This window comes from Empedobacter sp. GD03797 (assembly GCF_029842105.1).
GTDB classification, from domain to species: domain Bacteria; phylum Bacteroidota; class Bacteroidia; order Flavobacteriales; family Weeksellaceae; genus Empedobacter; species Empedobacter falsenii_C.
Map to the genome: position 1 here is coordinate 56,790 of NZ_JAOCFS010000010.1, position 24,448 is coordinate 81,237.

Annotated in this window: 25 protein-coding genes and 2 tRNA genes; 12 read left to right on the forward strand and 15 right to left on the reverse strand. The window is 31.7% G+C overall.

Features of this window, described 5'->3' with window-relative positions; all coding sequences use genetic code 11:
* The first annotated feature begins 443 nt into the window (after nt 1–443).
* Both argH and N5D90_RS08840 read left to right on the forward strand, forming a co-directional pair.
* Complete coding sequence (gene argH / locus N5D90_RS08835) at nt 444–1,745, forward strand: argininosuccinate lyase (RefSeq protein ID WP_280037676.1); 1,302 nt, start codon at nt 444–446, stop codon at nt 1,743–1,745.
* A 225-nt stretch (nt 1,746–1,970) separates the two neighbouring features.
* Nucleotides 1,971–2,189 carry a hypothetical protein gene (locus tag N5D90_RS08840; protein ID WP_125349919.1) on the forward strand — a complete coding sequence of 73 codons (219 nt, stop codon included), beginning with the start codon at nt 1,971–1,973 and terminating at the stop codon, nt 2,187–2,189.
* A gap of 64 nt (nt 2,190–2,253) precedes the next feature.
* On the opposite strand, the gene N5D90_RS08845 is transcribed toward N5D90_RS08840, so the two are convergent.
* From N5D90_RS08845 to N5D90_RS08855, 3 genes are read right to left on the reverse strand one after another with little or no spacing between them, the layout of a single operon-like run.
* Nucleotides 2,254–2,847 (reverse strand): hypothetical protein, encoded by a 594-nt coding sequence (locus N5D90_RS08845; protein ID WP_152606133.1) that lies wholly within the window; start codon nt 2,845–2,847, stop codon nt 2,254–2,256.
* Between the two features lie 43 nt (nt 2,848–2,890).
* Nucleotides 2,891–4,756 (reverse strand): lysophospholipid acyltransferase family protein, encoded by a 1,866-nt coding sequence (locus tag N5D90_RS08850; RefSeq protein ID WP_280062204.1) that lies wholly within the window; start codon nt 4,754–4,756, stop codon nt 2,891–2,893.
* The gene (locus N5D90_RS08855; protein WP_280062205.1) at nt 4,757–5,998 is read right to left on the reverse strand and encodes an aspartate kinase; all 1,242 of its coding nucleotides are present in this window, start codon (nt 5,996–5,998) and stop codon (nt 4,757–4,759) included.
* A 192-nt stretch (nt 5,999–6,190) separates the two neighbouring features.
* On the opposite strand from N5D90_RS08855, the gene fbp reads away from it, so the two are divergent.
* The gene (gene fbp / locus N5D90_RS08860; protein WP_280062206.1) at nt 6,191–7,207 is read left to right on the forward strand and encodes a class 1 fructose-bisphosphatase; all 1,017 of its coding nucleotides are present in this window, start codon (nt 6,191–6,193) and stop codon (nt 7,205–7,207) included.
* Nucleotides 7,208–7,278: 71 nt separating this feature from the next.
* Here fbp and N5D90_RS08865 read toward each other — a convergent pair whose 3' ends face one another.
* The 5 genes from N5D90_RS08865 to N5D90_RS08885 form a co-directional block, all read right to left on the reverse strand.
* Complete coding sequence (locus tag N5D90_RS08865; RefSeq protein WP_280062207.1) at nt 7,279–8,850, reverse strand: G-D-S-L family lipolytic protein; 1,572 nt, start codon at nt 8,848–8,850, stop codon at nt 7,279–7,281.
* 7 nt (nt 8,851–8,857) lie between these two features.
* Nucleotides 8,858–10,090 (reverse strand): OmpP1/FadL family transporter, encoded by a 1,233-nt coding sequence (locus N5D90_RS08870; RefSeq protein WP_280062208.1) that lies wholly within the window; start codon nt 10,088–10,090, stop codon nt 8,858–8,860.
* Between the two features lie 138 nt (nt 10,091–10,228).
* A complete protein-coding gene (locus N5D90_RS08875) occupies nt 10,229–11,440 on the reverse strand; it encodes an NAD(P)/FAD-dependent oxidoreductase (RefSeq protein ID WP_280062209.1) in 1,212 nt (403 codons plus the stop codon).
* 69 nt (nt 11,441–11,509) lie between these two features.
* Nucleotides 11,510–12,346, reverse strand: coding sequence for a universal stress protein (locus N5D90_RS08880; protein WP_280062210.1), 837 nt, complete (start codon nt 12,344–12,346; stop codon nt 11,510–11,512).
* 107 nt (nt 12,347–12,453) lie between these two features.
* Nucleotides 12,454–13,281 carry a universal stress protein gene (locus tag N5D90_RS08885; protein ID WP_114998314.1) on the reverse strand — a complete coding sequence of 276 codons (828 nt, stop codon included), beginning with the start codon at nt 13,279–13,281 and terminating at the stop codon, nt 12,454–12,456.
* Between the two features lie 165 nt (nt 13,282–13,446).
* On the opposite strand from N5D90_RS08885, the gene N5D90_RS08890 reads away from it, so the two are divergent.
* The 4 genes from N5D90_RS08890 to N5D90_RS08905 all read left to right on the forward strand — a co-directional run bounded on the left by N5D90_RS08890 (nt 13,447) and on the right by N5D90_RS08905 (nt 16,395).
* A complete protein-coding gene (locus N5D90_RS08890) occupies nt 13,447–13,953 on the forward strand; it encodes a thioesterase family protein (protein ID WP_114998316.1) in 507 nt (168 codons plus the stop codon).
* Nucleotides 13,954–13,957: 4 nt separating this feature from the next.
* Nucleotides 13,958–15,013, forward strand: coding sequence for a thiamine-phosphate kinase (gene thiL, locus N5D90_RS08895; RefSeq protein WP_125349928.1), 1,056 nt, complete (start codon nt 13,958–13,960; stop codon nt 15,011–15,013).
* Between the two features lie 285 nt (nt 15,014–15,298).
* Nucleotides 15,299–15,718, forward strand: coding sequence for a hypothetical protein (locus N5D90_RS08900; RefSeq protein WP_280062211.1), 420 nt, complete (start codon nt 15,299–15,301; stop codon nt 15,716–15,718).
* 47 nt (nt 15,719–15,765) lie between these two features.
* Nucleotides 15,766–16,395: an SH3 domain-containing protein gene (locus N5D90_RS08905; RefSeq protein ID WP_280062212.1), complete on the forward strand. Its 630-nt coding sequence runs from the start codon at nt 15,766–15,768 to the stop codon at nt 16,393–16,395.
* A gap of 110 nt (nt 16,396–16,505) precedes the next feature.
* On the opposite strand, the gene rpmA is transcribed toward N5D90_RS08905, so the two are convergent.
* Together rpmA and rplU are read right to left on the reverse strand one after the other, a co-directional pair.
* On the reverse strand, nt 16,506–16,763 hold the full coding sequence (rpmA, locus tag N5D90_RS08910; protein ID WP_150431414.1) for a 50S ribosomal protein L27: 258 nt from the start codon (nt 16,761–16,763) through the stop codon (nt 16,506–16,508).
* 43 nt (nt 16,764–16,806) lie between these two features.
* Nucleotides 16,807–17,112, reverse strand: coding sequence for a 50S ribosomal protein L21 (gene rplU, locus N5D90_RS08915; RefSeq protein WP_171623477.1), 306 nt, complete (start codon nt 17,110–17,112; stop codon nt 16,807–16,809).
* 176 nt (nt 17,113–17,288) lie between these two features.
* Here rplU and N5D90_RS08920 point away from each other — a divergent pair, with 176 nt between their 5' ends.
* The 5 genes from N5D90_RS08920 (at nt 17,289) to meaB (ending at nt 21,681) form a co-directional block, all read left to right on the forward strand.
* The gene (locus tag N5D90_RS08920) at nt 17,289–17,528 is read left to right on the forward strand and encodes a FeoA family protein (RefSeq protein WP_038334874.1); all 240 of its coding nucleotides are present in this window, start codon (nt 17,289–17,291) and stop codon (nt 17,526–17,528) included.
* Nucleotides 17,528–19,627, forward strand: a complete 2,100-nt coding sequence (gene feoB / locus N5D90_RS08925; protein WP_280062213.1) for a ferrous iron transport protein B — start codon at nt 17,528–17,530, stop codon at nt 19,625–19,627. Before N5D90_RS08920 ends, feoB begins: the two co-directional genes overlap by 1 nt.
* Before the next feature lie 4 nt (nt 19,628–19,631).
* Nucleotides 19,632–19,802 (forward strand): FeoB-associated Cys-rich membrane protein, encoded by a 171-nt coding sequence (locus N5D90_RS08930; RefSeq protein ID WP_180905671.1) that lies wholly within the window; start codon nt 19,632–19,634, stop codon nt 19,800–19,802.
* Between the two features lie 126 nt (nt 19,803–19,928).
* Nucleotides 19,929–20,543, forward strand: a complete 615-nt coding sequence (locus tag N5D90_RS08935) for an AraC family transcriptional regulator (RefSeq protein ID WP_280062214.1) — start codon at nt 19,929–19,931, stop codon at nt 20,541–20,543.
* Between the two features lie 169 nt (nt 20,544–20,712).
* Nucleotides 20,713–21,681, forward strand: coding sequence for a methylmalonyl Co-A mutase-associated GTPase MeaB (gene meaB, locus N5D90_RS08940; RefSeq protein ID WP_280062215.1), 969 nt, complete (start codon nt 20,713–20,715; stop codon nt 21,679–21,681).
* 31 nt (nt 21,682–21,712) lie between these two features.
* Here the strand turns inward: meaB and N5D90_RS08945 are convergent.
* The 5 genes from N5D90_RS08945 to N5D90_RS08965 form a co-directional block, all read right to left on the reverse strand.
* Nucleotides 21,713–21,786: transfer RNA gene (locus N5D90_RS08945), tRNA-Asn, on the reverse strand.
* 58 nt (nt 21,787–21,844) lie between these two features.
* Nucleotides 21,845–21,918: transfer RNA gene (locus N5D90_RS08950), tRNA-Asn, on the reverse strand.
* 65 nt (nt 21,919–21,983) lie between these two features.
* Nucleotides 21,984–23,294 carry an RIP metalloprotease RseP gene (gene rseP, locus N5D90_RS08955; protein WP_038334862.1) on the reverse strand — a complete coding sequence of 437 codons (1,311 nt, stop codon included), beginning with the start codon at nt 23,292–23,294 and terminating at the stop codon, nt 21,984–21,986.
* A gap of 75 nt (nt 23,295–23,369) precedes the next feature.
* Nucleotides 23,370–23,978 carry a gliding motility lipoprotein GldD gene (locus tag N5D90_RS08960; protein ID WP_280062216.1) on the reverse strand — a complete coding sequence of 203 codons (609 nt, stop codon included), beginning with the start codon at nt 23,976–23,978 and terminating at the stop codon, nt 23,370–23,372.
* Between the two features lie 15 nt (nt 23,979–23,993).
* Nucleotides 23,994–24,446: a single-stranded DNA-binding protein gene (locus tag N5D90_RS08965; RefSeq protein ID WP_280062217.1), complete on the reverse strand. Its 453-nt coding sequence runs from the start codon at nt 24,444–24,446 to the stop codon at nt 23,994–23,996.
* Nucleotides 24,447–24,448: the final 2 nt, after the last annotated feature.

Genomic DNA, 24,448 nt, shown 5'->3' on the forward strand with positions numbered 1-24,448 from the left:
ATTTACATTAACAATCATCTAAACAAATACGCGTTTAGCTATAAATTGGTACACAAAATTACGTTTATAGTAAAGATTTTTCATCAAAGAATGATATATTTTAGTTATATTTCAATAATTTAGAATTATTATAAAAAAGGTCTAAATTTCACTTTAACAATGTTTTAAACGTAAATAAATAGAAGTTAAAAATTAAAAGGTTCTTAAAATATCAACTCCATAATTTTTGGGTCATTTTTTTACGAAATTGAATTATTTCGAAATATTAATAAACATTCAATAATCAATCTTTCGAAATGCTATCAATCGTCTAAACATTCTCAAAAAACAATCAAAAATATTCAATATGAATAAATATTTATGATTATTAATAATTATACAACTTTAATGAGATATTATACAACTTTTTACTAACTTTGCGCCCTTAATTCATTATTATAGATATGAAACTTTGGGACAAAGGTTTTACCATTAATGATAAAATCGAAAAATTTACTGTTGGAAAAGACAGAGAATTAGATGCTCATCTTGCAAAATACGATGCTTTAGCGTCGAAAGCGCAGGCAAATATGCTGGCAAAAACAGGTTTGATTACCAATGAAGAAAATGATGCGTTGCAAATTGCTTTGGATGAAGTTTTGGTTCTGATTGCGGAAAATAATTTCGAAGTCGACGAAAATTACGAAGATATACATTCAAAAATTGAGGCTTTTTTAATTGAGAAAACTGGCGACGCTGGGAAAAAAATTCACGTTGCGCGTTCTCGAAATGATCAAGTTTTGGTTGCAATTCAACTTTTTGAGAAAGAGTACTTAAAACATACAACAGAGAAAATTGTCAATTTAATTGAGATTTTCTTACAAAAAGCAGATGAATTTAAGAATCATCAATTGCCAGGATATACGCATTTTCAGGCGGCGATGCCAAGTAGTTTTGGAATGTGGTTTTCTGCTTATGCAGAAAGTTTGTTGACAGATTTATACTTTTTTGAGGCTGCATATAAAATTTCTGATCAAAATCCTTTGGGCTCAGGTGCAGGTTTCGGAACAAGTTTCCCAATTGACCGTTTACAAACAACACAAGAATTAGGTTTTTCAGAAATCTTAGTTTCTTCTGTTGGTGCGCAAATGCTTAGAGGAAAAACAGAAAAATCTGTTGCGACAGCTTTAGCAATGATTTGCGGAACGTTGTCTAAAATGTCGTACGACTTGGTTTTATACAATTCTCAAGATTTGGCATTTGTGAAATTGCCAAACGAAATGACAACCGGCTCATCGATCATGCCACACAAGAAAAATCCAGATGTTTTTGAGTTAACACGTGCACATTGCAATAGAATTCAGGCATTGCCGAATGATATTATGATGACGATTAATAATCTTCCAAGTGGATATCACCGTGATTATCAAATTTTGAAAGAAATATTATTCGAACCAATGATGCAATTTGATAATATAATTGACATCTTAACATTTGCAATTCCTCAACTTCAGATTAAAGATAACTATATGAATCAGGATAAATATGATCCGATTTATACCGTTGAAAATATTAATGAAGCGATTAAAAATGGAACACCTTTCCGTGATGCTTACAGAGAAGTTGGTTTATCTGTAGAAAATGGAACATATGTACCACACAAAGAATTTCAAACTTCGCATATCGGAAGTATTCATAATTTGAGATTGGATTTAATTCAAAATAAAATCGAAAAATTCAAATTAGAAGCACAAGTTTTAAAATAATCGTTTGTAATAAGTCAAAAATCATCCTCAAACTTATAGAAATTGAGGATTTTTTTGTTCTATAAATTTTATAATTTCGGAAAATTTCAACGTTTAAATAATTGATATATTGTTTTTTGTAAAATAAAAAGTGTTTTACAAAATAATTACAATCATTTTTTATTATATCAGGTCAAAATCATTCTAACTTTGACATATCAAATTAATCGATTAAAATTTAAAAAGATGAAAAAATTTTTCGCAGTAGTTGCAGTAGCAGCTTTATCATTAGGAGCAGTATCTTGTGGAGAGAAAACTGAAGAAGCACCAGTAGAAGAAGCACCAGCTACAGATTCAGCTACAGCAGTAGTTGATTCAGCAGTAGTTGACTCTGCAGCAGCTCCAGTAGCTGATTCAGCAGCAGTAGCAGCTCCAGCAGCAGATTCTACAGCAGTTGCTAAATAATTTATAGCGAAGCTAAAATATAAATGCGCTCAACTAGGTTGAGCGCATTTTTTATGTCTTAAATTTACGAATCTATATACAAAACGAGAGTCACCTCTCCTTTATCATCTTTATAAACTTCGATATCCGTTAAATACAAATCGATTAAATCATGACCCCAAATCCCATATTTACCATTCGTTTCATTTCGATTGATTAAACCTTCACGTTTTTCTAAAGGAATTGGTTTTGTATCAGCAGACTCCTCTTCTTCTTTATAAACTTGTTTATACTTTTCCTGTATCGTTAAAATCAAATCTCGTCGCGTAAAACCCTTGTCATTCTGAAGATCAAAACTTACAGGTTTTTTAAGGGGATAATCAATAATCAGCCGAATCTTTTTCTCATTTAGAACAATCTTATCTGCATCAATAAGCTGACTTAAATATTGGTCAGCATTCTCTATTGATATTCCAACCAAAGCATCGCTTCCTACTTCTTTTTTTTGTTCAGTATTAGGATAACTTAATATTGGAATAGTAGAAATAGGTGTTCCATAATCTCTTAAATTAAGTGTAGACTCTTGCTCTAAATTAAAGTCTATTGGCGCTTCTGATTTTTTTGGAATACAACTATTCATCAAGAATAATGTGCAAAGTAGACAAAATGTAAAATTCATAGTAATAAATTTACTACATAATATACATAAAAAAACGGAAACCTTAGATAAGATTTCCGTCAAATTTTCCTGATTGTATTTTCTTATCCAATTCTGCTTGAATATCCTCTAAAACAGGACGAACAGTAGATTCTGGAATATCCGAAACTCTAATATACATTAAGCCATCAATTGCATCATTAAATTTAGGATCAACATTGAAAGCAATCACTTTTGCATTTTGTTTAATATATTTTTTGATCAAAACCGGTAATCGCAACATATTTGGCTCAAGCTCATCGATTAATTTATCAAACTTATTCAAATCAGCTTCAGATTCATCGAAAATAAATTCTTTATCCTCTTCTTTCAGCTTAACTTTAAACTCATTTTTTGCTCTCACGTATTGCGCTACAGTAGAATCGTAGTAATGAGATTTCATAAATTCGATCATCAAAGATTTTGAAAAATCAGAAAACTGATTACTAATACTCACTCCTCCAATAATAAATTTCTGATTTGGATTTCTCAACGTTACATGCACAATTCCTCTCCATAATAAGAACAATGGCATCGGTTTTTGTTGATACTCAGCTGAAACGAATGCACGTCCCATTTCAATACATTTCTTGAAGAAAGGATGAATTTCTGGATCAAAATTGAATAATTCATGAACATAAAATCCATTAATTCCATATTTTTCATACACTTCCGAACCAATCGCCATACGATATGCTCCAACAATTTTATTGGTATCCTTATCCCATAAAAATAAATGGTGATAATGATTATCGAATCGATCAAGGTCAATTTCATCATTTGTACCTTCACCAATTGCACGGAAAGTTATCTCGCGTAAACGACCAATTTCTCTTAATATATTTGGAATTTGTTGAGCTGTAGAAAAGAAACATTCGTAATTATTATTCGTAAATAATAATGCTTGTTCATCTTTTCGTAAAGTTTCAATATCTTGAATTAATAAGTCTAAAGCAGTTTCCAAAATAATCGGCTTAACCTTTTTGTTAGAAGAAGATAAGCTTGGTAAATTCGGAATTTTCAACTCAATATTCGAAGGATTTTTCAAGACTTGAGTTAGACTTCTTTTTTGTTTGTAATATGACGAAAGCATGTATGTTTTCTTTCTCAAAAACTCAGAATAATCTTCTATAGACACATGCTCGTCTTGTTGTTTTTGTAAAATTGGTTTTCCAATACGAATTTGAATTGGACGTGTTCTTTTCTTCATCATTTCAGCTGGTAACATCGCCGTTTGAAAATCTGGATGAATCTTCGCTACACGGTAAAAAATATTACTATTTCGTGCTCTAAAAAACATTGGTACAACAGGAACTTTCGCTTTTTTGATCAATTTCATCGCTGATTCTTGCCATTCTCTGTCGATAATTTTACTTTCGTCATCACGATAAGAAACTTCGCCCGCAGGAAAAATTCCTAAACAACCTCCAGCTCTCAACAATTTTAATGCATCGCGCATTCCTGAAAGGCTACTGTATGCATCTTTACGTGTTTCGAAAGGATTAACTGGAATAATCATCGGTTCTAATGGTTTAATTTTTTGCAATAAAAAATTACCCATCACCTTGAAATCAGGACGAACTTTTGACATAAAATGCATCAAAATAATTCCGTCCAAAGCTCCAAGCGGATGATTAGAAATAATAATAAAAGGTCCTTCTTTTGGAATACGTTTCAAATCTTCTTCATGGATTTCGTAATCCATTCCCAAATCATCAATCAAATAATCCAAAAAAGGTTCGCATTGCAAATGCTTTCCACGATTGTACAAATCGTTTAACTGATCTATACTGAAAACTTTTTTCAATGCCCAAGCTACAGGTTTTCCTAAAACACCAATTTTAGAAAGACCCGAAGCTGAATAGATATCTTGTGTCGTGATTAAACTCATTTAAGCTTTAACAACTATTTGTAATGTTTCGCGAACTGTTTGTCGCAATAATTCTTTTTCTTTTGAAACAACTTTATCAGAATCTGCATCAAAATGGCGAATTGTGTACAATAAAACATTGTTTTCTTCTTGCACTTTATACTCTTCGTTCATATCTGCAACAAACTTTTCTAAGTTGTCATATTTATCCTCCAAACATAAAGATAATGAAATTGCTGAATTTTGCATCAAATTTACTTTGATTTGATAATCATATAGTTTATTGAAAATTCCGCTCAATTTATCTTCTGTAATAAAAGAGAAATCTTTACTTGATAAACGAATCAAATGTTGCTCTCTTTTTAGGATAAAACAAGGTACTTTTGGATCTAATGGTTGACCTTTCGCTACCTCTGTTCCTGCTTCTGTAGGATTAATAAATGATTTTACGAAGAAAGGAATTTCTTTTTGTTGAAGCGGCTGTAACGTTTTCGGGTGAATAACAGATGCACCATAATACGCCAACTCTATCGCTTCTTCGTATGAAATATGATTTAACAACTCTGCATTATCAAAATAACGTGGATCAGCATTCAAAACTCCTGGAACATCTTTCCAAATCGTCATGCTATCCGCATTTAAACAATATGCAAAAATTGCCGCAGAATAATCTGAACCTTCACGTCCTAAAGTTGTAGTGAAAAAGTTAGGATCAGAACCTAAGAAACCTTGTGTAATAAATAAACCTGTGTTTGGTAAACGTTTAATACTTTCTTCTGTTAATGTCCAATTTACTTTTCCTTCACGATATGTATTATCTGTTTTGATATAATCGCGAACATCTAACCATTCGTTATTAATTTGTATCGAATTAAGATACATACTAATGATTTTTGTCGAAATTAACTCTCCACAACAAACCACTTGATCGTACACATAGCTATAATTTGGCGATTTGTTACGTCTTAAAAACGAAACGATATCATCAAAAAATTGCGAAATTTCGTTCGAAACCTCAGCTGGATTATCAAATAATTCTGTCGCTAAAGCAATGTGTTGTTCTTTTACTTCGTTAATTGTTTTTTCGAAATCTTGTTCTTCAAAATAGCGTTTGACTACCTCTTCCAATGCATTTGTTGTCTTGCCCATAGCAGAAACAATGATACATGTATTTTCGTAACCAACAGATTGCAATAAACTCGCAACATTTCTAACGCCGGCTGCATCTTTCACCGAAGCACCACCGAATTTGAAAACTTTCATTTCTATAAAAACTTTTTTTGTAAATATTTAACTTGCAAATATAACCAAACTACACTTTATATGTTGACCGAATTTAATTAAAATAAAAAATAAATTTGAATGATGATTTTCACGTATTTAGATTAATTTCAAACGTTTGAAATGATATAAAATTGAGTTTTTATTCCGATATTTGACCAGCAAAACATAATTATGAATACTAATTCTCATCAAACTCTTGGAGAGTTTATCATAGAAAATCAAGCAGATTTTATTTACTCTTCCGGAGAATTATCTAGATTACTGAGTTCTATTAAATTAGCAACAAAAGTTGTTAATTATAAAGTAAACAAAGCAGGACTTGTAAATATTTTAGGCGAATTCGGAAATGAAAATGTCCAAGGAGAAAAACAACAAAAATTAGATGTTTTCGCAAACGATACGTTTATCGAAACGTTGTCGCAACGCGAAGTTGTTTGTGGTATTGCTTCGGAAGAAAACGAAGATTTTATCGCGATTCAACCTTCAATAAATTCAAAAAACAGTAAATATGTTGTGTTGATTGATCCACTTGATGGTTCATCAAACATCGACGTAAATGTTTCTGTTGGAACAATTTTCTCTATCTACCACCGTGTTTCTGAACCTGGAACACCTGTTACAAAAGAAGATTTTTTACAACCAGGTAACAAACAAGTTGCTGCGGGATATGTGATTTACGGAACATCGACAATGTTGGTTTACACAACAGGAAATGGTGTAAATGGATTTACCTTGAACCCAGGAATTGGAACGTTCTATTTATCTCATCCAAATATGTGTATTCCACAAGATGGGCACATTTATTCAGTTAACGAAGGTAATTATGTAAAATTCCCACAAGGAGTTAAAAATTACATCAAATACTGTCAGGCAGATGAAGAAGACCGTCCTTACACTTCTCGTTACATCGGTTCTTTATGTTCAGATTTTCACCGAAACATGTTGAAAGGAGGAATTTATATTTATCCTTCTGGAACAAATAATCCGAACGGAAAATTACGTTTATTGTACGAATGTAATCCAATGGCTTTTATTGCAGAACAAGCAGGAGGAAAAGCTTCTGACGGTTTCCAACGCATTATGGATATTGAACCTACAGAATTACACCAGCGCATTCCTTTCTTTTGTGGATCGAAAAATATGGTCGAAAAAGCAGAAGAATTTTTACGAAATGAAGAATTAAAATAATTATTTCTAAAAAAATAATCAAATAAAAAATCCGCTCGATGAGCGGATTTTTTTGTTATTTAAACATTCAATTAAGGAATTGCAATACCTGGATAATTTCCTGGGTAAACATGTCTTAAAGTTGAATGATATTTTTTATTGATTGCATCAGCAAACATATTTGCGACAATTGCATATCCAGTTCCAGTTAAGTGAACTCCATCTAATGAGAACGCTCCACCAGAAACGAAAGTTGTTGTATATGTTTGTCCGTAATACTTAATTCCTGAAGCTGAACTTAATTTTTTCATTTCAGAATATGTATCAACTAAAGCTAAGTTATAAGCAGTTGCTAATTCAGCAATTGCTGCATTGTATTTAACTACAGCTGCTTCTGCTTTTGCTGTTTCTTTTGCTGTTAATACATAATTATCTGTCATTGGATAACTAACACCAACTACTGCTAATTTACCAGCTTTCTCTTGAGTTAATCCCAACTTCATTAATTCTGCAACTCTATTTGTGTCAACTTTTCCAATTACAGAAGAAGAAGTTAAAACTAATAAATCTTTTGCAGTTGCTTGACGCGCTTGTCCGTAAGTAATTCCAAATAAAGTCGCAGTTCCAGCATCATATCCTGCTTTAATTAAAGCAGCAGTGATTGTAGCTGATAAATCTGCTAAATCTTTATCTTTAATTACTACAGCACTTGCAGCAGTCTTAGAAAAAGAGATTTTTCTTTCTGAAGCTCCAACCGCATCAAATACTTGATTTAATCCTGCATAAGTTGCATTCAATTCATCAATCATTGGCGCAAAACTTGGGTTTGCAGGCGATAATGGCGCGTATGGAACCGTTGTAAAATATGGAATAGATGTTACAGAAGGAATATTTGCTATAACTCCTTTCGCTCCTACAGCTGTCAATTCTTTCAATCCGGCGTTAATAGTGGATTTTACGACATTAACATTTGAGATATCATTACTTCCATAAGTTTCAGGTTTTACATTACCAGTTTCATTATGATCTACTCCAACTCCACCAGATGTTGCATAACCTAGCACATCATTATTTCCAATCCAATAAGAGAAGAATGTTGGTTTTTGAGCAACTGCATCTGCTACAACAGAAGTTGTCGCACCACTTGCAAAACGTACAAAATAAGGATTCGCTGTTGCAGGATCAGTTTTTAAACCTGCTGGATTTCCATAACCTGGTGCTACTAAATGATAAGACTTAGCACCTGGAACTCCCATATTTTGAAACTTTCCTTTATCTGCTAAGATATCTAAAGCTCCGCCTGGCGCACTCGGAACAGGCGTTAAAGCTCCATTTACAATTTGTAAATTCAATTTACCTGGAAAACCTGGTAAATCAGTAAATCCACCTGTATCATTTGGCATATAAGGAATTTTAAATTCTCCTCCTCCTGCAGCTTTCATCAATCCAGCTAACATATTTGGGTAAGAATTTTCTTGTCCAGATTTGTACAATGCATTATCTCTATAACCAGAAGTTAACGAGTTACCTAATGCGATATATTTTGAAAAGTTCGCCTCACCTGCTGATACTTTAATATCTTCAATTGGATGTTCGAAATCTTCGCTACAGTTAAACATCGTAGCAGCTAATGCAACTAATACTATTTTATTTAAGTGTTTCATTTTTGTCTTATTTTAGGTTGTACGATACGCCTAAACCAAAGTTTATAGCACGCATTTTAACATCTCCAGAGAAGTTTTGTTGAATATTATCAATATGTCTTTCGTCTCCTTTTACATATGATCCAAATAAATCAACATGAAAACCTGACTCAAATCTAAATCCTAATCCAGCTGAAACTGAATTCAAGTTAGAACTTGGTGTTTCTGATGACCAATAAGCTGATGGAACTGGTGATTTATCATGATAATAACCAACACGTCCAACAATCATCTCGCTGAAAGTATACTCTGCTCCAAAACGGAATAATGTATTGTCTTTCCAGTTTTTCGTAGAAGATGATGTATAGAAAGTATTAGAAGCATCATTATATAAATTGATATCTAAACTTTTGTAACGTGTCCAGTTTTGCCAAACTACATCTCCAAAAAGCTCTAATTGTGGTAAAACTTTGTACGACATCCCAAATGTAAACTCAGATGGTAACGGTAAAGTTGTATTCCATTTATCTGTATTGAAAGGTACATTAGATGCAATTCCAGAAGGAACATTAGACCATGTAACATCGCCTTTGTTTGCAGAAACATCTACATTAGAACGGTACGCAATTCCAACTCCAAATTTATCTGTTGGCTTGAACATTGCTCCAACATTAAATCCTAAACCATGAGCATCTTTATCCTCTAATTTAAGTTTAATATCATTTCCAGCAACTGTTTGCACTTTCTCTAATTTAGCTGTTCCGTGTGTATAAATGAAACCTACACCCAAACTAAACCAATCAGAAAAACGATATGCAACCGTTGGCTGAATATTGAATGCTTTTAAGTCAATATGTGTAATATTTGCTTTATTTTGCCAATCTTCTGGCCACGTAACCGAACTACCAAAAGGCGTCGTAACACTCAATCCAATTGCTAAATCATCTACAGGCTTGTAACTAACTGCCAAATACATTGGTGTTCCTAATTTACTATCTGTTTCTACTTTTTGCAACGTCATTGGATCTTGCCATTTTACGTCAGTTTTTACACCAAAACCTCCGACAGCAATACTCAATTTACTATCAACAAAAGCTAAACCTGCAGGATTATAAAACGCAACACTCGCATCGTGAGTTTGTGTTGCAGAAGTTCCCCCTAATGCTGCTTGGCGAACCCCCTGTAAAGCAACTCGGTACCCACCTGCAAATGCAGAAGAAGATAAGCCGATTAATGCTAAGGTTAAGAAAATTTTCTTCATATTTTTTGTTCGTTTTTAATAATTCCTTTAAACAAAAATAACATAATTTTATAATAATGTTATGTTAACATAATAAATTTTGAAAAAATCTTTACTATTAAGGCTTTCAGCCAGAATAATATTCGTGTAAAATATACACTATTGATAAATTTCTTTGATTTTTTCAGATATAATATAACCTTCAGACCAACACGCCTGAAAGTTGAATCCTCCTGTTATGGCATCAATATTTAAAACCTCTCCAGCCATAAACAATTGTGGGATTTTTTTTGCTTGCATCGAATGAAAATCAATCTCTTTCAAATCGACTCCACCAGCCGTTACAAACTCATCTTTGAACGTGCTTTTTCCATTAATTTGGTATTTTCCTTGCGTCAATTCTGTTGCAATTGTTTCGATGTGTTTTTTCGATAAATCTGCATAAACCTTGTTTTCATCTACGTTGCAATAATTCAGAATACTAAACCAAAAACGTTTCGGAAAATCGAATGGATTATTTTTATGCGCATTTTTCTTGGCATCAACTTGTTTTTTATCATTCAAAAATGAAATGATTTCATCTTTAGATTGATTTACAAAATTGATTTCAGTCTCAAATTTATAATTGCTTTCATTTAATTTTAAAGCACCCCAAGCCGATAATCTCAAAATCGCCGGACCACTAAATCCCCAATGTGTAATTAGCAATGGACCTTCTGCCTCTAATTTTTGTTGATTAATTTTGACTTCAGCATTCTCGAAAGAAATTCCCATCAAACCTTCAATTCGAGGGTCTTTGCAATTAAATGTGAATAAAGAAGGAACTGGCTGAACAATTTTCAAACCTAAATTCTTCAAACTTTTCCAAAATTTAGGCGTACTTCCTGTTGTCACAATCACCGTTTCAAAAAAATGTTTTCCTGATTTTGTTATCAACTCATAACCTCCATCAACTTTATTGATCTCTTGCACACCGTCCGAGAAATTCAATTGTACTTTATTTTGATCAACCGCTTTTGTCAAAGCCTCTATAATCGAAAGTGAAGAATCACTAACAGGAAAAATACGGTTATCGTCTTCTATTTTCAATTCTACTCCGCGCTCATCAAACCAAGCCATTGTATCACCCGGTTGAAACGTGTAAAAAACACTTAATAATTCCTTTTTTCCTCGCGGATAAAATTCGACCAAATCAAGCGGATCAAAACATGCATGCGTCACATTACATCTTCCTCCACCCGAAATGCGTACTTTTTGAAGCGGTAAGTTTGCTTGTTCAAACAATATAGTTTGTTGTCCTACAGTTTTTCCAAGGTTTGCTGCAACAAAATATCCTGCTGCACCACCTCCTACTATGGCTATTTTTTTCACGAGGCAAAGGTAAAGTTTTATTTTTAACAGAATTTTTGACAAAAAAAGGAAATGTTTTCACATTTCCTTTTAAGACTTTTGTTCATGAAAAACGAACAAAGGTGTAATATTTTTATTTGCAATTTTCTTTGTAAATCCTGGCGAAAAAATCTTATCAAAAAATCCTTTATTGCGACTCACAACCGTCAACAAGTCGATTTGTTTTTCCTTGATAAAATCCAACACCGCGTTTACAGGATCTGCATCATGATAAACTTCGAATACAATTGGATCTCCAGCAAACTGATCTTGCCAATCTTTCATTGCTTGTTGATTAAATTTTCCGTCTTTCGAAACGTGCATGCAATGAATTTTTGCATGATGACGATTTGCAATTTCGATCAAATACTTCAATGCATCTTTATCTTTTTGATCAAAAACAGTAGTAAAACCAATATTCTTAAATCCTTTGAAAGACATTCCATGCGGAATACTAAGAATTGGAACTTTCATCGACGTAATCGCATTTATCGTATTCGAACCGAAAAGCATTTTTTCTATTCCTGAATTTCCGTCTGTTCCCATCACTACAAAATCAACGCTTTCTTCTCCAATAATTTCACGTAAAATATATAAGAAATTTCCTTCTTCTAAGATAAATTTGATTGGAATTTCATTCAAATCATTTTCAACAGCTATTTGTCTTAATTGCGGAATATTATCTTTGAAGTTGTCAAAACTTCCTAATTCTACCGTTTCATATACATTCTGAATCAATCCAGCACTCAAACTTCCTGTAATCATTGGCAATTCGTAAACATGCAACACATAAACTTGTGCATCGATACTTTTTGCAAGATTTAGTGCATATAAAAAGGCGTTATTAGCTGTTTCTGAGAAATCTGTCGGGAACAATATTTTTTTCATCTTTTCGTGTTTTGTACTCAAAAGTTACGAATAATTTTATTTCAACACGAAAAAAGCTCAATCTATTTCTACAGATTAAGCTTTTTGTATATTCAGTATAAATTATCTTATTCGTGGAAAACAAACAAAGGCACGTTGTGTTGTGTCAAAATTTTCTTTGTAAAACTTGGTGAAAATAATTTCTCGAAGAAGCCTTTGTTACGGCTAACTACTGTCAACAAATCAATTTTTTCTTCTTTAATAAATTCCAAAACTGCATCTACAGATTCATCCGCAGTATAAATAAAAAAATCTACAGGTTCATCTTTATAATATTCTTTCCAATGATTAAGCGTCGGAATATCGTAATTTCCATCTTTCGAAACGTGTAAGCAATGCACTTTTGCTTTATAGCGATAAGCAATTTCGGTTAAATAATCTAAGGCTTTGCGGTCTTTATCTTGGAAAATTGTCGTAAATCCAATATTATTTATTCCTTTGAATTCGTAACCATTTGGCACGCTCAATACCGGAATTTTAAGATGTTTTATTGCATTCATCGTATTCGAACCAAAAAGGACTTTATCAAATCCTGTATTTCCAGTCGTTCCCATTACTACAAAATCCACTTTTTCATCTTCGATAAATGTTGGCAATACAAACGAAAGCATTCCTTCTTTTACGAAAAATTTCAAATCAACATTTGCAAAACCATTATCCTCAGCCATTTTTCTCAAGAACGGAATATGATCTTTTAAATTCTCGAAATTATTTAATTCAATTGTATTATAAACATCTTGCAAAATACCAGCATCGATTCCTCCACTTACCATTGGATACTGAAAAGCATGCAAAACATATAATTCTGCATTTTGATTTTCGGCTAAATTTAACGCATACAAAAACGCATTATTTGCTGTTTCTGAAAAATCTGTTGGAAATAATATTTTTTTCATAATCTGTCTGTTTAATAGCTTTTTAAAGATACAAATTATTAAATATCTATATTTTAATTTGATGTTAAATCTTATTGTTTTTTATTATTTACGATGATTAAAAATATTATCATTTTCGTATAAATAGTAATCCGTAACTTTGTACCTTAAATAATTTTTCAATTCATGAATAATAAATATTTTCAAAAAACCATTATTCGATGGTCAGATTTGGATGCTAATCGCCATTTAGCGAACGCTTCGTATATGAATTTTACAAGTTTTGCACGTATTGCTTTTTTGAGAGATTATGGCATTTCGATGAAAAATTTGGAGGAATATGGAATTGGACCAGCTATTTTGCACGAACAATTTTCTTTTTTTAAGGAAGCTATGGAAGGTGAAGAAATTTATATTTCGGTAGAAATTGGTGGAATGTCGGAAGATGGAATGATTTATCAATTTATTCATAATTTATATAACCAAGATGGTGTACATCTTTGCCATTCTGAATTGACAGGTGTTTGGTTTTCGATGTCGAAAAGAAAAATGCAAGCACCACCAACAGAAATGTTAGAAAATATTAAAAAATCATTTGAAGGACAAACCGTCAAAACAATGTCGAAACAGGACATTATCAATTTACCTTTTCGTTCAGAAAATATAGATCCTTCAATCTTTACTCAAAAATAAAATCATGTTAGAAGATAAAAACGTTTCAAAAACAAGTTTAGCCGAAATTGGAGAATTTGGTTTAATTAACCAAATCAAAGAAGGTTTTCCAATCAAATTAGAAAGTTCTATCAAAGGAATTGGTGACGATGCGGCTGTTCTTGATTATAAAAAAGAGAAAATTGTGGTTTCTACTGATATGTTAGTAGAAGGCGTAAATTTTAGCTGGTCGTATATGCCTTTACGTCACTTGGGGTACAAAGCGGTTGTGACGGCAATTAGTGATATTTTGGCGATGAATGCTATTCCAAAACAATTGTTGATTTCGATGGCAATTTCGAATCGTTTTACGATAGAAGCTGTGGACGAAATTTACAACGGAATGAAATACGCTTGCGATAAATACAATATCGATATTGTGGGAGGCGATACAACTTCTTCTGTTAGCGGACTTGTTTTGAGTATGACTGCAATTGGCTCGGCTCCAGAAAAAGATTTGACTTATAGAAATGGTGCGAAGGAAAATGATTTGGTTGTTCTTTCTGGAGATTTAGGTGCTTCTTTTCTTGGTTTGCAAGTTTTGGAACGCGAAGCGCAAGTTTCAAAAGTGAATCCTAATAATCAACCAGATTTCGAAAATTATTCATATTTAATTGAACGTCAATTAAAACCTGAAGCGCGTTTGGATATTATCAATCTTTTGAAAGAGTTGAAAGTTAAACCAACTTCTATGATTGATATTTCGGACGGATTATCTTCTGAAATTATTCATATCTCAAAAGAAAGTGGTGTTGGAATTAATATATACGAAGAAAAAATCCCGTTAGATTCTGTTGTTATTCGCACAGCCGAAGAATTCAAAATCAATCCAATCACATGTGCTTTAAGCGGTGGAGAAGATTACGAATTATTGTTTACAATTGATCAAAAAGATTTTGAAAAAATCAAAGGAAATCCACATTTAACGGTAATTGGTCATGTAACTGGTAAAAACGAAGAAAACTATTTGATTACTCGTGGAAGTGAGCAAATGGTTCCATTAACTGCACAAGGTTGGGGAGTTGAAACGGAAGAAGAATAGGTTAATGAGATAATTCGCTAATTAAAAAATGTGATCCTTAAACGAGTTCAGATGACTTAACGAATTATCAAAACAAAACGTGTCAAGCTGATTTCATTTCAGCTTCTCTTCAAAATAATAAAATCAAAAAGCATTCAAGAAATTGGATGCTTTTTTAGTTGAAATAAGTTGTAATTTAGATTTTATAAAACTTATTTTTTAGTAGATAATAACAATTATTTTTAAATTTATCATATTTAAAAAAGTTAACCTTACGATATTTATAAACTTAACAACACACTTTTTATGAAAAAGTATCTATTTACATTTTTACTATTTTTTATTAGTACAAGTTTATCTTTTTCTCAAACTTATAGTAACTACGGAAAAAGAAAACAAGAAGAGTTAAAAAGAGCAAGAGAAGCTAGTGAATTTTCTAATAAACAAAGGAAATTAGCATTAGAAAAAAAAGAACGTGATAATTTAGCATTAGAAAAAATTTATAAAATTAAAGAAGATGTTTTAAATAAAATAAGAGAAAATAAAAAAAATCTATCAGAAACTAATTACAAAGAAGTTATAGAATCTGAAAAAAATTATTGGGAATTATTTTATGTTTTTCTAAAGAATTCTAATAGCCCTTTTGAAGTATATAATGAATATTATAGTATATTAATGATGTACAAAGAAAATACATTGAATACTTTATATAACAAAATGAATTAATATACAATTAATCGAATAATACAGAGATAACTATAATTCTTATAAAAATGAAATTATTATCAGTTTTTATTTTACTTTTATTTTTAAATATTAATGCACAAAACATAAATAAAGTAAATGATATTCTATTAGAAAATAACCCTAAAACTAATGGAAGATTAATAGCCGAATTTAAAGATGGATACTTATATATTCATGAAATCTATAACAATCGTTTTATTAATTGGCGTAGAATTCATAGAGATGATTATTCTTTTATTAATTTCACAAACTATGGAGGGAATTATTATTTAAATATTAATTGTAAAAACAAAAGATTATGTAGTTACACTAAATATGAAGAACAAAGTAATTCACTTAGTAATGCTGATTATAAACTAAGTATTCAAACTACTGATGATAGAATTGCTAATATACTAGCTGATGAAATTGAAAAGTTTTTCCCCTCGCAAAAAAGATCAAATGAAACCAATACTTCTCAGAAATATATTACAACACTAATAAAAACAAATGTATATTCAGAACCTAATAATAAATCAAATATAATAGGTACATTGAGAGAGAGTTTAAATTTCACTATACTAGATGAAAGCAAATATTTTTATAAAATTAGAATCAAAAACAATATAACAAATGAATTAAAAGTCGGATGGATATTAAAAGATCACACAAAATAATTTTTTGTTAACTTCGGTTTTTTTAACCAGCATAGTATACTTATAAAAAAAGCTCGAACCAATAAGTTCGAGCTTTTATATTGTTAGCGTTTTCGCTGTCGAATTATCAATTAAGATAATGGTTCAACTGAAACGTAAGATCTATCGTTACGTTTTTTAGTGAAAACAACTTTTCCGTCAACTAAAGCGAATAATGTGTGATCTTTACCGATTCCTACATTATCACCAGGATGATGTTGAGTACCTCTTTGACGAACAATAATGTTACCAGCGATTGCTGCTTGTCCACCAAAAATTTTAACACCTAAACGTTTCGAATGTGATTCACGACCATTTTTCGAACTTCCGACCCCTTTCTTATGTGCCATTTCGTTTTGTTTTTAAGAGTTAATAATTAATCTCTGCTCAATCTTAACCGATTGAAGCAATTTCAATTTTAGTGAATTGTTGACGATGACCGTTAGACTTTTGGTAACCTTTTCTTCTTTTCTTCTTGAAAACGATTACTTTGTCTCCTTTCACGTGTTCAACGATTTTAGCTACTACGGTAACTCCGTCTATAACTGGGGCGCCGACAGTGATTGCTCCGTTATCAGTTAATAAAACACGATCGAATTTTACTTCTTCTCCTGCTTCACCTGCTAAACGGTTTACAAACAATTGTTGGTCTTTTTCAACTTTGTATTGAAGCCCTGCTATCTCTACAATTGCGTACATAAATTAATGTTTATAAATGAAAATTGAGTGCAAAGATAATCAAAATTTTGAATTTAGATACTTGAATTCATTGAAATTTAATTAGAAAGATAAAAAAACTATGACATATCTTCTATTTGGATTAATTAAAAATAAATATCTTTGCATATAGTAAAATCATAGATAGATTGGTAGAAATGGTTGAAAATTATTCTTTAAAAGATTTAAAAATTGGTGAACAAGCAGTTGTAACTGGATTTAGTACAGAAGATATACCTGCTAAGTTTTACGAAATGGGCTTTATTCCGGGAACAAGTTTATTGGTAAAAAATAAGGCTCCGTTTGGTGGTCCTATTTGCATTAGTATCATCTCTAACAAGTCTGTTTTAGCTTTAAGAAGAAACGAAGCCGATAAAATTTTGATAACAAAAAAATAATGAATCATTATAAAATTGCCTTAATTGGTAACCCAAATGTTGGTAAAACTTCGTTATTTAATAAATTAACAAATCTTCGTCAAAAAGTTGGGAATTATCCAGGTGTGACGGTAGAAAAACGCGAAGGTAAAATAGAACGAAATGGAAATAAATTCCAAATTACAGATTTTCCCGGAACGTATACAATTTATCCAAGCTCTTTGGATGAAGAAATTGTTTTCAAAACTTTAGGAGACAAAACCAATAACCATTACCCAAATTTGGCGATTGTTGTTGGTGAACCATCTAATCTAAAACGATCGATTTTGTTGTACCAACAAGTTCGAGATTTAGACGTTCCTGCGATTTTTGTCATCAATATGAAAGATGAAATCAAAAGCAAGGGATTAAATATTGATTTGAAAAAGTTAGAAGATTTTCTTCAAACAAAAATATACTTAACAAACGCGCGTACAAGCGAAGGAATTGATGAATTGGTAGAAGCTTTTACAAAAGAAGCAACTCCATATAATTGTCATTACGAAATTCCGAAAGAGCATCTTTCTATTGTAGAAAAAATCAAGAATGAATTTAATCTTAAATCTGATTATTTAGCTTGGCAATATCTTTCTCAGAAAGAAGTTCCGTTCGAATCGAAAGAAAATCTAAGTAAATTAGATACAATTAAGAAAGAAAATTCTATTGTTTCGAAACGATTACAAGTTAAAGAAGCATTAGATCGAAATAAAATTTTAGAGGATAAATTAAACGATATTATTTCGTATAATTTTGAAGGAAATGAAACGTTAACCGATAAAATTGATAAAACATTGATTCATCCAGTTTTTGGATACATCATCTTTTTAGGAATTTTATTATTAATCTTTCAAGCTGTTTACGCATGGTCTGCACCATTAATGACAATGGTCGAAGATTTATTTGGTTGGATCGACGAAAAAGCAATTAGTTTAATTCCAGAAGGTCCTATCAACGAAATTATTGGAGGCGCAATAATCCCAGGTATAGAAGGAATTGCCGTTTTCGTTCCGCAAATTGCCATTTTGTTTTTATTCATTTCAATAATGGAAGAAACGGGCTACATGAGCCGCGTGGTTTATTTAATGGACAGATGGTTAAAACCGTTTGGATTAAGCGGAAAAAGTGTCGTTCCATTGATTTCTGGTGTTGCCTGCGCCGTTCCTGCAATCATGTCTGTGCGTAATATCGAAAATGATAAAGAACGTCTATTAACGATACTTGTAACACCTTTTATGACGTGTTCGGCTCGTTTACCAATTTACATCGTTTTGATCGCTTTGGTAATTCCCGACGAACATATTTTTGGATTAAGTTACCAAGCTTTGGCGTTATTTGTGATGTACATTTTAGGTGTTTTAGGCGCATTGGGAAGTGCTATTTTATTGAATTTAATCATTAAAGCAAAACATAAAAGTTACCTAATTTTAGAAATGCCAACGTACAAACTTCCTGATTGGAAAAATGTTGGAATTAATGTTTGGGAAAAAACGTTAGGATTTTTAGTTGATGCGGGTAAAATCATATTTGCAATTTCGATTATTCTATGGGTTTTAGGAACTTTTGGACCTGGAGAACAATTCAAAAATGCAGAAGAAATTGTAACTGCTCATCACCCAAAAATGAATGAAGAAGATTTAGCAAATGAAATTGCTTCTTACAAATTAGAACATTCATATTTAGGGAGATTAGGTTCAGTTATAGAGCCAGTTGTAGAGCCATTAGGATATGATTGGAAGATGGGAATTGGTTTAATTTCATCATTCGCTGCGCGTGAAGTTTTTGTTGGAACAATGTCAACGGTTTACAGTTTAGGAGAAGTTGATGTTGAAGACAATGGTCAAAAAGATCGTTTACTTCATCGTATGAAAAATGAGATTAATCAAAACACAGGAGAACCAGCATACAACCTTGCTACAGGATTTTCGTTGTTGTTATTTTATGCATTCGCAATGCAATGTATGAGTACAATTGCAATCGTAAAACGCGAAACAAATTCTTGGAAATGGACATTGATTCAGACAGGGTTTATGACAGGTTTGGCATATGTAGTTGCATTTATTGCATATCATTTTTTAAAATAGTAGTATGGACAATATTTGGATACAATATATTTTTATCGCTTTCCTTTTCGGATTTGCAGTTTGGTATGTTGTAAAATTAATTAGAAGTTCATTTAGTTCAAAAGGAGGCGGATGCTCAAAAGGCTGTGGTTGTTCTCCAAGCAAAGATGAATTTCAAAAAAAGGCTAACTCTTAAAAGTTAGCCTTTTTTATTTCAAAATTTCGGAGTATTTTTACAATAGTATAATCAGTAAAAAAACAAGTATTTTAATGATTATCAATTGGTTTTATTTTATTAATTCGGAATATAAATTTTACAAAAATGGAAACTTGGTTAATCATTTTATTAATAGTTTTAGCTATAATTATCTTAGGATTAATTATTTACTTTGTTTCCAAAAAAACTAAACAATCAACTGAGATTTCTACTGAAAAAATTAATTCTGTAAAAGAAATTAAAGAAATTCCTTCTGAACCAATCAAAGAAGAGGTTACAAATAAAATAATTCCTCCAACTCCACCAACAGAGGTCATCATTGAAGAAAAACCAATGAATAACCTTAGCATTTCATCTAAAACCGAAAATGATTTACTTCGAAAATTAGAGTTATTCGAGAAAAATAAAGGATTTATCAAGAAAGATGTTAACCTTGCTTCATTATCCAAACAATTTGAGACGAATACAAAATATCTTTCCGAAATCATTAAAACGCATCGCCAAAAACAATTTAATTCTTATCTAAATGAGTTGAGAGTAAATTACATTGTGAATAGACTTCAAAATGAGCCGAAATACATTAATACGAAAGTAAGTTATTTAGCAAGTGATTGCGGATTTGCTTCTCATAGTACTTTTACGACAACTTTTACTCAAATCATGAACGAATCTCCTTCTGCTTTTGTAAAAAGAATTAAAGAGGAACAAAAAAAATCCTAATTACGAATTAATAAAGTTTATATAATTGAATTTAAAATAGATAATCATTTATATTCATTTTATTTTTTACACCAATTAATACAAGAGCTATATAAAATAATTTCACAAATCTCGATTGTATTTTTTTATTCTTAATTAAGACTTTATCTTTAATCTAAGATTGTGTCTTATGCGAAAAATTGACCCCGAAATACTTGCTCAAAAAATAAAAGAAGGTGATCGTTTTGCCTTATCAAGAGCTATTACACTTGCCGAAAGCAATCGTTTAGACGATTTAAAATTAGCGCAACATATTATTAGTTTATTACCCGTTTCCAAAACTTCAAAAAGAATTGCTATTACAGGAATTCCTGGCGTTGGTAAAAGTACTTTTATAGAGTCATTAGGTAAATATATTCTGAGTAAAGATGAAAAAGTAGCAATTTTAGCAATTGACCCGAGTAGTTCACTCTCCAAAGGAAGTATTTTAGGTGACAAAACACGCATGGAGGACTTATCGAGAGAAGAGAATGCTTATATACGTCCAAGTGCTTCTAACGGCTCTTTAGGTGGTGTTACATCGCGTACATATGAAGCAATTTTATTATGCGAAGCAGCAGGTTTTGAAAATATTTTGATTGAAACTGTCGGTGTTGGACAATCTGAAACCTTAGTAAATGAAATTTCAGATCTCTTCTTATTTCTTCAACTTCCGGGTTCTGGAGATGATTTACAAGGAATAAAACGCGGAATTATGGAAATGGCAGATTTAATTTTCGTTAATAAATCAGATTCATTTCAAGAAAAATTAGTGAAAGATGCAAAATTAGATATTGTTCGTTCATTACAATTTTTACCAACCAAATCATCTCAATGGAAAAGAAAATCAATTATCGGTTCTGGATTAATCGGAAAAGGAATTCCTGAACTTTGGGAATTGGTCAATGATTATTTCAATTTTATTAATGAAAATAATTATTACGCATCAAACCGAGAAAAACAACAGTTAAATCAAGCAGAACGCTACACAATTGATTTGGTTAATCAACAATTTTTAAAATTACTTAAGGAGAAACCATTAGAATTGAGCAAAAATTTGTCTGCATTCGAAATCGCAAAAGACTGGTTGAATAACCACACTGAAATTGATATAAAATAAAAAAAGACAATCAATTTGATTGTCTTTTTTGCTCCTCCTCTTGGGCTCGAACCAAGGACCCTCTGATTAACAGTCAGATGCTCTAACCAACTGAGCTAAGGAGGAAAATCCGATATTTTAAAATTTTATTTTTAAGTCTTTGTTTGACGTTTCACTAAAAAAGCTCCTCCTCTTGGGCTCGAACCAAGGACCCTCTGATTAACAGTCAGATGCTCTAACCAACTGAGCTAAGGAGGAATGTTGCTTAATTGTGGGTGCAAATATAGAAGTATTTTTTACACCCACAAAAAATATTTTAAATTTTATTTAAAAATCATATTCACAATATCGTTCCCGAAGATGAATACCATTAATCCTAAGATAATTACAACTCCAACCATTTGTGCTTTTTCTAAAACTTTTTCACTTGGTTTTTTACCTGTCACCATTTCATAGATAGCAAAAACAGCATGTCCACCGTCCAAACCTGGAATTGGTAATAAGTTAATAAATGCTAACCAAGCAGAAATCATTGCCGTAAATGACCAGAAAAATAACCAGTTCCATTCTTTTGGCATTTGTTTTACCATTCCAATTGGTCCAGCAACTTGCTTACGACCGTCTTTTACTTGGAACAATGTCCCAATTCCACGAACTTGCGTTGCAATCGCTTCAAATGGCTCTACAATTCCTTTTGCGATTCCTTCACCAATTGTATAATCTTCCTTAGAAATTAATGAATCTAAATATGCTGTTGATCTTAGGAATCCAATGCTTCCATCTTTATCTACATTTACCATCAACTCTACAGGTTCGCCTTTTCTTTCAACACTTAAAGAAACTGTTTTTCCTTTGTATTCTTTTAATTTATTTGTTAAATCTGAAAATAAAGGTGTTGTGAAACCATCAATAGCAATTACTTTATCATCTTTTAATAATCCTGCTTTTTGTGCTGCACTATTCTCAACAACAGAATCTACAACAGTTGGCATTTGAGGAATAAAGAAAGCGCCTTTAGCGTTTAAAATTTCAGTTCTGAAATCTTCTGTAATTGGTAAAGAAACTTCTTTTCCTTGACGTTTTACATCTAAAGTTTCACCACCTAACAAGGCTTCTTTTCCTATTTCATTTAATGCTTGATATTTAACACCATTTACACCAACTGGAATATCACCTTTTTGCAAGCCGAATTTAGTTTGCGTTGCATTCGCTTCGATTCCATATTGCATTTTGTTTACATCAACAAAGCTTTTTCCTTGAGAAATAAATAAAATAGTATAAATAATCATCGCTAAAATGATATTTACAATAATACCTCCTAACATGATGATTAATCGTTGCCAAGCTGGTTTTACACGAAATTCCCATGGTTTTGGCTCTTGTTTCATTTGTTCCAAATCCATGCTTTCGTCAATCATTCCCGAAAGTTTTACGTATCCTCCAAGAGGCAACCAACCGATACCGTAAACAGTATCACCAATTTTCTTTTTCCAAATTGCAAATTTCACATCGAAAAAACAAAAGAAACGTTCGACACGAACGCCAAACCATCGCGCTGTTACATAATGTCCTAGCTCGTGCAACATTACTAAAAGCATCAAACTAAGCATTAAGGTAGCTATCTGTATTAACATATTGTTTTAAATTTATTTATGTTCTAATTTTATTAAACGATTACAAAATTAATCGAATTTATTTATCAAAGCTGTTTATTTTTTCCATTCTAAGGTTTCTAACAATTTTTTTACATCTTTTTTGATGTAATCAACTGCTGGAGCTAAAGAATCAGGTTTTGGTTGAGTTTTGAAATAAACCGAACCTGCTAAAAAATTCTTTACACTATCCGTCGCATGAAATTGAATATTAATCGCCGATTCTCCTCCTAATTCATACATAGTACCAAAAACCTTTTTTTCTGGAAAAGAAAATTCTTGTGGCGAAATAAAACTGGCTTTAACCGTCTGTTCTTGCACGAAACTCTCACTTTCTTTTATTTGAACGATTAAATCTTGTGGTGACTGAACCGAAAAATATGTCAGGTAAATTGTTGCTTTCATTCGTGGATAAACAATATTGAAAGAGTTTGGTTTTTTCCCCACAATTACCTTCCCAAAGTTTGAATATTGAAAAGTATAAGGCACATTTTCTTTGAATGATAGATAAGTTTGCTGCGGATATTCGAGACGAACTTGTCCTAATGGTTTGGCAACTTCTTCGCTTTTATTGCACGACACAAAAAAAATAGCACTACTACATAATGCTATTATAGTTTTAAAATTCATTGTATAACGTAAAACGTTAAGTTTTGTAAAATTCATTTAATTTTTTAATTTCTAAAAAGGCAAATCGTCTTCTCCTTCATCTATAAAAGGCGGCTCGACAACTGTTGTGTTTTGTTGACTTTGCTGAATTTTGTTCTGATCATTTTGCATGGCTTGACGTTGTTCATTGTCAATTTTTGGTGTCAAAAACTCGATTGAATTTGCTACGATTTCTGTTGTATAACGCGTTTGTCCGTTATCGTCCCATTTTCGGGTTTTAATGCGTCCTTCAACAAAAACTTTATCTCCTTTTTTCAGATAACGATCACATAATTCTGCCAATTTATTGCGTGTCACAATATTGTGCCATTCTGTTTCTGTAATTCGCTCTCCCGTTCTAGAGATGTAAGATTCTGTCGTTGCAATAGGAAATCGTCCAATACAATTCTGTTCGTCAAAATGATGCAATTTTACATCATCACCCAAATTTCCGATCAAAAGTACTTTATTCGTTGTTCCATTCATAG